This is a genomic window from Pseudomonas sp. B6002 (genome assembly GCF_013385985.1).
Taxonomy (GTDB): domain Bacteria; phylum Pseudomonadota; class Gammaproteobacteria; order Pseudomonadales; family Pseudomonadaceae; genus Aquipseudomonas.
In genome coordinates this window covers 25,004-32,416 of the sequence record NZ_JACAOY010000018.1, presented here as the reverse complement: position 1 = coordinate 32,416, position 7,413 = coordinate 25,004, and the positions used below count along the sequence as shown (strand labels likewise).

The window sequence follows — 7,413 nt, the reverse complement described above, 5'->3', positions numbered from 1 at the left end:
AGTGGTGTAGAGCAAAAGCAAACACGGTCCACTGTAGGAGCCGGCTTGCCGGCGATGGTCGCGAACGATGACGCGCGCCCTCACTGTGGGAGCTGGCTTGCCTGCGATGGCATCAACCGGGTATGCCTGATTCACCAAGGTGCCTGCATCGCCGGCAAGCCAGCTCCTACAAGAGCGGCTCGCTTCGCATCGTGGTTAGCGTTGGGTGTTTTGCCTAGAGGACTGACAGGAGCGTACCGCCCAGGAACAGTTGGTCCAGCCAGAACACTTGGTGCAACAGCACGATCACCCAGAACAGGACTTGGTAAGACACTTTGCGGGTCTTGTGCCGGAAGACTTGCTGGGCGAGTAACGCGCCCGGCCAGCCGCCTGCCAGTTCAACGGCGTGCAGGATGTTTTCCGGGGTGCGGCGGCCTTCGGTCTGGGCCTTGCGCTTGTCGTTCCAATACATGAGGAACGCCACCACGCTGACCACGCCGTAGGCCGCGAGCGGGATCAGCGTTTCGCCGCGATGCCAGAGCAAGGCCGAGCCCAGCAGCGGCGCGGCGCACAGCAGCACGAAGATCAGCGCCTTGAGGCGTGGGTGCTGGATGTTCATGGCTTGACCGCGGTCCAGTCGATCCAGCCGAATTGCCAGGTCGCCAGGATCACCAGGCCGAAGGCGATGCGGTACCAGGCAAAGGCCGCGTAGCTGTGGCTGGCGATGAACTTGAGCAAGGCCTTGACCGCGATCATCGCGAAGATGAACGAGGTGACAAAACCAATGGCGAACACCGGCAGGTCATCGGGCTGGAACAGGTGGCGGTACTTGTAGCCCGAATACACGGCGGCACCGACCATGGTCGGCATGGCCAGGAAGAACGAGAACTCGGTGGCGGTCTTGCGCGACAGGCCGAACAGCAGGCCGCCAATGATAGTCGCGCCGGAACGCGAGGTGCCCGGGATCATCGCCAGGCACTGGGCAAAGCCCACCTTGATCGCGTCTTTCCAGGTGATGTCGTCCACAGTTTCGGCGTGCACAGCGTGCTGGCGGCGCTCGGCCCACAGCATGATCACGCCGCCGACGACCAGGGCTGCCGCCACGGTGATCGGGTTGAACAGGTAGTGCTTGATCAGGTCGGCAAAAATCACCCCCAGTACCACCGCTGGCAGTACCGCGATGATCAGGTTGACCGTGAAGCGCTGGGCATTGCGCTGGGTCGGCAAGCCGGTGACCACGTCGAAGATCTTGCGCCGGAATTCCCAGACCACGGCGAGGATCGCGCCCAGCTGGATGATGATATTGAACGCTTCGAAGCGTTCGCCGCCGAAGCCGATCAGGTCGGCGACGATGATCTGGTGGCCGGTGCTGGAGATCGGCAGGAACTCGGTCAGTCCTTCCACAACGCCCAAAATCAATGCCTGTATGGCGGTCCAAATGTCCATGTTTCTCCCAAAGGTCGTGCGTGTTTCTAATGATTCAAAGAGGCGAGCGCACCGAAGGCCCGGTGTTGATAGTCAACGCCGGCGTGCAAAAATTGCGTGAAAAATCAGGCAGTACTCAGGTTTTCCGATTGCAGGCCGAAAGCCTATCAGACAAGCCGGAAATGTCGATGCAGCACCCACAATTATAAAAAGCACGGAGTGACAGGACCATGAACAGTTTGCGCAGCATGTCGATCAGCCGTCGTCTCTGGCTGATCCTGATCGTCGCCGTGTTGATGCTGTTGACCCTGGGCCTGCTGATGCTCAAGCAGATCCACGGCGACCTTTACCAGGCCAAGCGCCAGCAGACCCAGCACGTGGTACAGACGGCCAGCGGCGTCCTCGCCTATTACCAGAACCTTGAAAAGACCGGTGTGCTCACCCGCGAAGCCGCGCAGAAACAGGCGTTGAGCGCCGTGCGCGGCCTGCGCTACGACCACGACGACTACTTCTGGATCAACGACCTCACGCCCGTGATGATCATGCACGCCGCCAACCCCAAGCTGGACGGCCAGAACCTCTCGGCCATCCGCGACCCGGACGGGTTTGCGGTGTTCAACGAGTTCGTGATCCTGGCCAAGGCCAAGGGCGCCGGCATCGTCAACTATCGTTGGCCGAAGCCGGGTGCCGAAGCGCCGGTGGAGAAAACCTCGTACATCCAGCTGTTCGAACCCTGGGGCTGGATCATCGGTTCCGGTGTGTACGTGGACGACGTGCAGGCCGAGTTCAAGGGCCAGGTGTGGAAAGCCTCGCTGATTGGCCTGGGCATTGCGCTGGTCATGGCCTTGCTGGTGACAGTGATCGCCCGCAGCATCGTCAACCCGTTGCAGGCGGCGGTGAATGCCATGGGCAATATCGCCAGCGGCGAAAGCGACCTGACCCGCAGCCTGGACACCCACGGCAATGATGAAGTGACCCAGCTGTCCCGGCACTTCAACAGCTTCACCGCCAAGCTGCGCCAGGTGGTGGGCCAGTTGCAGGTGTGCGCCAACGCCCTCGGGCAGTCCTCCACCGAGCTGGGCACCAATGCCAGCCAGGCCCATGACCGCAGCCAGCAGCAGTCGCAGCAGATGGAACTGGTGACCACCGCCATCAATGAAGTGACCTACGGTGTGCAGGACGTGGCGAAAAACGCCGAGCACGCCGCCAGCGAAATGCGTGACGCCCAGGCCCAGGCGCAGCAAGGCCAGGTGAACATCGACGGCAGCCTGCAGCAGATCGACCAGCTCTCGGGCACCATCAGCCAGGCCGTGGAGGTGATCCGCACCCTGTCCAGCGAAAGCACACAGATTGGCGGCGTACTCGAAGTGATCCGTTCCATCGCCGACCAGACCAACCTGCTGGCCCTCAACGCCGCGATCGAAGCGGCACGCGCCGGCGAGCAAGGCCGGGGCTTTGCCGTGGTGGCCGATGAAGTGCGCCTGCTGGCTCAGCGCACGCAGAAGTCCACCGCCGAGATCCAGGTGATGATCGAGCGCCTGCAGGGCCACTCGGAAGCGGCGGTCAAGGTCATCAGCGACAGCCACAGCGCGTCGCAACTGACCATCGAACAAGCCGGCCAGGCCGGTGCCAGCCTCAATGCCATCGGCCAGGCGCTGCGCAACCTCAATGGCCTGAACGCCTCGATCGCCAGCGCCACCTTGCAGCAGGCCCATGTGGTTGAAGACATCAACCAGAACGTCACCCAGGCGGCGGGCCTGTCCCACAGCACCGCGTTGGCGGCAGAGCAATCGAGCGTCGCCAGCGCCCACCTGCGCGGTCTCAGCGAACAACTCGATGGCCTGTTGCGCCCATTCAAAATCTAACCCCGCCCCCTGTAGGAGCCGGCTTGCCGGCGATAGCGCTCTTGAAATGGCCACAAGACCCAAGGGCGAATCACCGGCAAGCCGGCTCCTACAATGGACCATCTTTGGTTACAATCAGCGCCCTCTTCGTCTCCCCTAAGGAACCGCCATGTCCGGGCTTGAACTGTTCGCCGCCGCCCTGGGGGTGATCGCTGTCTGGCTGACGGTCAAACAGAACCCTTGGTGCTGGCCCATCGGCCTGGTGATGGTGCTGCTCTACACCTGGATATTCTTCGACGTAAAACTCTATTCCGACATGCTGCTGCAAGTGGTCTACGCCGCGCTGCAAGTGTACGGCTGGTGGCAGTGGACCCGTGCCGGCGAGGTCAAGCAGGGTCGCCAGGTCACCAGCCTCGGCTGGCCGGCGATCATGACCAGCCTGGCCGTGGGTGCGGCCGGCAGCCTGTTGTTGGGCGCGGCCATGGCCCACTGGACCGACGCCGCCCAGCCGTGGCTCGACGCCGCCCTCACCGGTTTCAGCCTGGTCGCGCAGATGTGGATGGCGCAGAAGCGCGTGCAATGCTGGCCGTTGTGGATCGCGGTGGATGTGATTTTCGTTGGCCTGTTCCTCTACAAAGGCCTGTACCTCACGGCCGCGCTGTACGCGCTGTTCACCGTGATCGCCGTGCAGGGCTGGCGTGAATGGCGTGCCGACCCGGCGCTGCGCGCATGAAGGTGGTGGTACTGGCCGGCCCCGAGTCCAGCGGTAAAAGCTGGCTGGCGGCGGAACTGCAAGCGCATTTTGGCGGCGTGATGGTCGGCGAATACGTGCGCCACTTCATCGACCAACATCAGCGCGACACCACCCTGGCCGACATCCCCGCCATCGCCCACGGCCAACTGGCCTGGGAAGATGCCGCCCGCGCCGAACAGCCCGACCTGCTGATCCTCGACACGCACTTGCTGACCAACAAGCTGTGGAGCCAGACCCTGTTCGGCGACTACCCCGCCTGGCTCGACAGCGAACTGCTGGCACGGCACTACGACCTGCACCTGGTGCTGTCACCGGAGGACGTGGAGTGGACCGCCGACGGCCAGCGCTGCCAACCGGAACTGGCGGACCGCCAGGCGTTTTTCCAGGGCAGCCTGGACTGGATCGAACGGCATCAGCAGCCAGCGCTGGTCATTCGTGGCAGCTGGGAAGCGCGCCGCGTCATTGCGTTCAAAGCCGTTGAACAACTCCTTGCCGAGGTGCCTGCATGACTCACCCCCTGCGTATCGCCATCGTCGGCGGCGGCCCTGGTGGCCTGACCCTGGCGCGTATCCTCAGCCGTCACGGCGTGGCCGTCAGCGTATTCGAGCGTGAACGCGGGCCGCTGGAGCGCCCGCAAGGTGGCACGCTGGATCTGCACGTGGAGTCCGGCCAGTTCGCGTTGCAACAAGCCGGCCTGGAAGACGCCTTCAAACGTATCGCCCGCTATGAAGACCAAGGCTCACGGCTGATGGATCATCACGGCCAGCTGCTGTTTGAAGACCCGAACCCCGAGGCAGGCGACCGCCCGGAAGTCGACCGCACCCAGCTGCGCCAGATCCTGCTGGACTCCCTGCCCGAGGGGTGTGTGAAGTGGGGTGTGAGTATCCATCACGTCAGCCAGGGCGATGACCAGCGCTGGACGCTGCATCAAGGCGACCTCCATCACGGCCCCTTCGACCTGGTGGTGGGTGCCGACGGCGCCTGGTCGAAAATCCGTCCGCTACTGTCGCCCTATCAGCCGCAGTACAGCGGGTTGACCTTTATTGAGTTCAACATCGACGACGCCGACCTCAGGCACCCACTCGCCGCCCGCCTGGTCGGTCGCGGCACGCTGCAAGTGGCCGGTGAAGCCCGTTCGATCATCGTGCAGCGCAACGCCAACGCGCACCTGCGCGGCTATGCGATCTTCCGCGTGCCTACGGACTGGGCGGCGAACACGATTGACCTGTCCCACGCGCCCTCGCTGAAAACCCAATTCCAAGGCTGGCACCCGGACGTGCTGGCGCTGTTCGATGCCGCCAGCCCTACCCTGATCGTCCGGCACATCCACGCCTTGCCCGTCGGGCATCGCTGGGCCCATCGGCCCGGGTTGACGTTGATCGGGGATGCGGCGCACTTGATGTCGCCGTTTGGTGGCGAAGGGGTGAATGCGGCGATGCTCGATGCTGCCGAACTGGCACAGCACCTGCTGGAGACACCTGACGGCTCGAAAGCCGTGCAGGCGTATGAAACTCACATGTTCGAACGGGTGATGCCGGCAGCCCAAGGCAGCGCCGAGGGCGCCGCCCTGCAGTTATCCCATGACAGCGTTGCGCTGTCCCTGGCCCACCTGCATCACCACCTCACGCCTCAGTAACCCAGGGACAAACCGGTGTTACGGCGTGGGTCATTCGCGCCATAGAAACGGTTGTTGCCCACCGGCTTGCCACCCAGGGACGGTGCGCCCACCAGGATTGCGGCCAAGTGGTTGGCGTCCTGCGGGCCAGCGAACTTGTGGCCCCAGCTTTCGAGGATCTTCTGGGTGTCCGGGCTGACCGCAAAGGTTTCCAGGTTGGTGGTTTCAGGCATCCACTGCTGGTGGAATCGCGGCGCGTCCACGGCTTCCTGGATGTTCATCTTGTAGTCGATGACATTGAGGATGGTCAGCAAGGTCGCGGTGATAATGCGGCTGCCACCCGGCGTACCCACCACCATCACCGCCTTGCCGTCCTTGGTCACGATGGTCGGGCTCATCGACGACAATGGCGCCTTGCCCGGCGCAATGGCGTTGGCTTCGCCCTGGACCAGGCCGTACATGTTCGGTACGCCGACCTTGACGGTGAAGTCGTCCATTTCATCGTTGAGGATCACGCCGGTCTTGCTCGCCATCACGCCCGCACCGAACCAGTCGTTGAGGGTGTAGGTGACCGAGACCGCGTTGCCCCACTTGTCGACGATGGAATAGTGCGTGGTGTTGTTGCCTTCATGGGGCGACACGCCGGGCTTGATGGCTTGGGAGTCACCGGCCTTCTGCGGTTCGATAGCGGCGCGCAGCTTGGCGGCGTAGTCCTTGTCCAGCAGGTGGGCGATCGGGTTCTTCACGAAGTCCGGGTCGCCGAGGTAGCTGTTACGGTCCACGTAGGCGTGGCGCATCGCTTCGATCTGGTAGTGCAGGCCTTGGGCCGAGTGGTAGCCCAGGTCGGCCATCGGGTAGCCTTCGAGGATGTTCATGATCTGGCAGATCACCACGCCACCGGAGCTTGGAGGCGGCGCCGAAACCACGTGGTAGCCACGGTAATCGCACTCGATAGGCGCCAGCTCACGGGTCTTGTACTTGTCCAGGTCAGCCTGGGTGATGATGCCTTTGCCGGCCTGGCTGGAATCCACCAGCGCTTTTGCTACCCAGCCTTTATAGAAGCCATCAGTGCCCTTGGCGGAGATTTCCTTGAGGGTCTTGGCCAGGTCTTTCTGCACCAGTTTCTGGCCCACCTGCATCGGTTGGCCGTTGTGCAGGAAGATCCCGCGCATGTCCTTGTCTTTTTCGAACTCGCCGGTGGCGGTGTGCAGCAGGTCGATATCACCCTGCTCCAGGGCGAAGCCGTTTTCCGCCAGCTTGATCGCCGGGGCAATCACCTGGGCGCGCTTGAGGGTGCCGTATTTGCTCAGGGCCAGTTCCATGCCGGACACGGTGCCAGGCACGCCCACGGCCAAATGGCCCTTGGCGCTCAGGCCGTCGATGACCTTGCCGTCCTTGTCCAGGTACATGTCGGCAGTCGCCGCCAGCGGGGCTTTTTCGCGGAAGTCGAGGAAGGTCTTGCGCCCGTCGGCCAGTTGCACGGTCATGAACCCGCCACCGCCCAGGTTACCCGCCGCGGGGTACACCACGGCCAGCGCATAGCCCACGGCGACGGCCGCATCCACCGCGTTGCCGCCGGCCTTGAGCACATCCACACCCACATGAGTGGCCAAATGCTGGGCGGTCACCACCATGCCATTTTCACCGGCCACCGGGGCCTGGGAAGCGGCCTGTACACCGCTGACCGTCAACACCAGGGCAGTGGCAATCAAGGTACGGCTGAAGGGTTGGTATTTCATCCATGGCTACTCTAGTTATTGAGGTGCACCAAAATAGCCCGTTCAGGATCCAATCCC

General features: G+C 63.2%; 7 protein-coding genes. 4 read left to right on the top strand and 3 right to left on the bottom strand.

All coding sequences use genetic code 11. The annotated features are described in order from the left end of the window. Positions 1-214: 214 nt before the first annotated feature. Both HX792_RS22425 and HX792_RS22420 read right to left on the bottom strand, forming a co-directional pair. Positions 215-598, bottom strand: coding sequence for a DUF1294 domain-containing protein (locus HX792_RS22425; RefSeq protein ID WP_176998142.1), 384 nt, complete (start codon positions 596-598; stop codon positions 215-217). Beyond that, complete coding sequence (locus tag HX792_RS22420; RefSeq protein WP_176998141.1) at positions 595-1,425, bottom strand: undecaprenyl-diphosphate phosphatase; 831 nt, start codon at positions 1,423-1,425, stop codon at positions 595-597. The genes HX792_RS22425 and HX792_RS22420 overlap by 4 nt, the downstream gene beginning before the upstream one ends. Before the next feature lie 209 nt (positions 1,426-1,634). Between HX792_RS22420 and HX792_RS22415 the strand changes: the two genes are divergently transcribed. The 4 genes from HX792_RS22415 to HX792_RS22400 all read left to right on the top strand — a co-directional run bounded on the left by HX792_RS22415 (position 1,635) and on the right by HX792_RS22400 (position 5,638). Beyond that, positions 1,635-3,269 (top strand): methyl-accepting chemotaxis protein, encoded by a 1,635-nt coding sequence (locus tag HX792_RS22415; protein ID WP_176998140.1) that lies wholly within the window; start codon positions 1,635-1,637, stop codon positions 3,267-3,269. A gap of 148 nt (positions 3,270-3,417) precedes the next feature. After that, on the top strand, positions 3,418-3,981 hold the full coding sequence (gene pnuC / locus HX792_RS22410; RefSeq protein WP_176998139.1) for a nicotinamide riboside transporter PnuC: 564 nt from the start codon (positions 3,418-3,420) through the stop codon (positions 3,979-3,981). Further along, positions 3,978-4,511 carry an AAA family ATPase gene (locus tag HX792_RS22405; protein ID WP_176998176.1) on the top strand — a complete coding sequence of 178 codons (534 nt, stop codon included), beginning with the start codon at positions 3,978-3,980 and terminating at the stop codon, positions 4,509-4,511. Before pnuC ends, HX792_RS22405 begins: the two co-directional genes overlap by 4 nt. Then, positions 4,508-5,638, top strand: a complete 1,131-nt coding sequence (locus HX792_RS22400; protein WP_176998138.1) for an NAD(P)/FAD-dependent oxidoreductase — start codon at positions 4,508-4,510, stop codon at positions 5,636-5,638. The genes HX792_RS22405 and HX792_RS22400 overlap by 4 nt, the downstream gene beginning before the upstream one ends. Here HX792_RS22400 and ggt read toward each other — a convergent pair. Further along, entirely contained in the window at positions 5,632-7,356 is a 1,725-nt protein-coding gene (gene ggt, locus HX792_RS22395; protein ID WP_176998137.1) for a gamma-glutamyltransferase, read from the bottom strand. The genes HX792_RS22400 and ggt overlap by 7 nt on opposite strands. Positions 7,357-7,413 lie beyond the last annotated feature (57 nt).

Bases quoted from the DNA above. Each gene is read 5' to 3' on its own strand.
- HX792_RS22425 (WP_176998142.1), bottom strand. From the start codon at position 598: ATGAACATCCAGCACCCACGCCTCAAGGCGCTGATCTTCGTGCTGCTG.
- HX792_RS22420 (WP_176998141.1), bottom strand. From the start codon at position 1,425: ATGGACATTTGGACCGCCATACAGGCATTGATTTTGGGCGTTGTGGAA.
- HX792_RS22415 (WP_176998140.1), top strand. From the start codon at position 1,635: ATGAACAGTTTGCGCAGCATGTCGATCAGCCGTCGTCTCTGGCTGATC.
- pnuC (WP_176998139.1), top strand. From the start codon at position 3,418: ATGTCCGGGCTTGAACTGTTCGCCGCCGCCCTGGGGGTGATCGCTGTC.
- HX792_RS22405 (WP_176998176.1), top strand. From the start codon at position 3,978: ATGAAGGTGGTGGTACTGGCCGGCCCCGAGTCCAGCGGTAAAAGCTGG.
- HX792_RS22400 (WP_176998138.1), top strand. From the start codon at position 4,508: ATGACTCACCCCCTGCGTATCGCCATCGTCGGCGGCGGCCCTGGTGGC.
- ggt (WP_176998137.1), bottom strand. From the start codon at position 7,356: ATGAAATACCAACCCTTCAGCCGTACCTTGATTGCCACTGCCCTGGTG.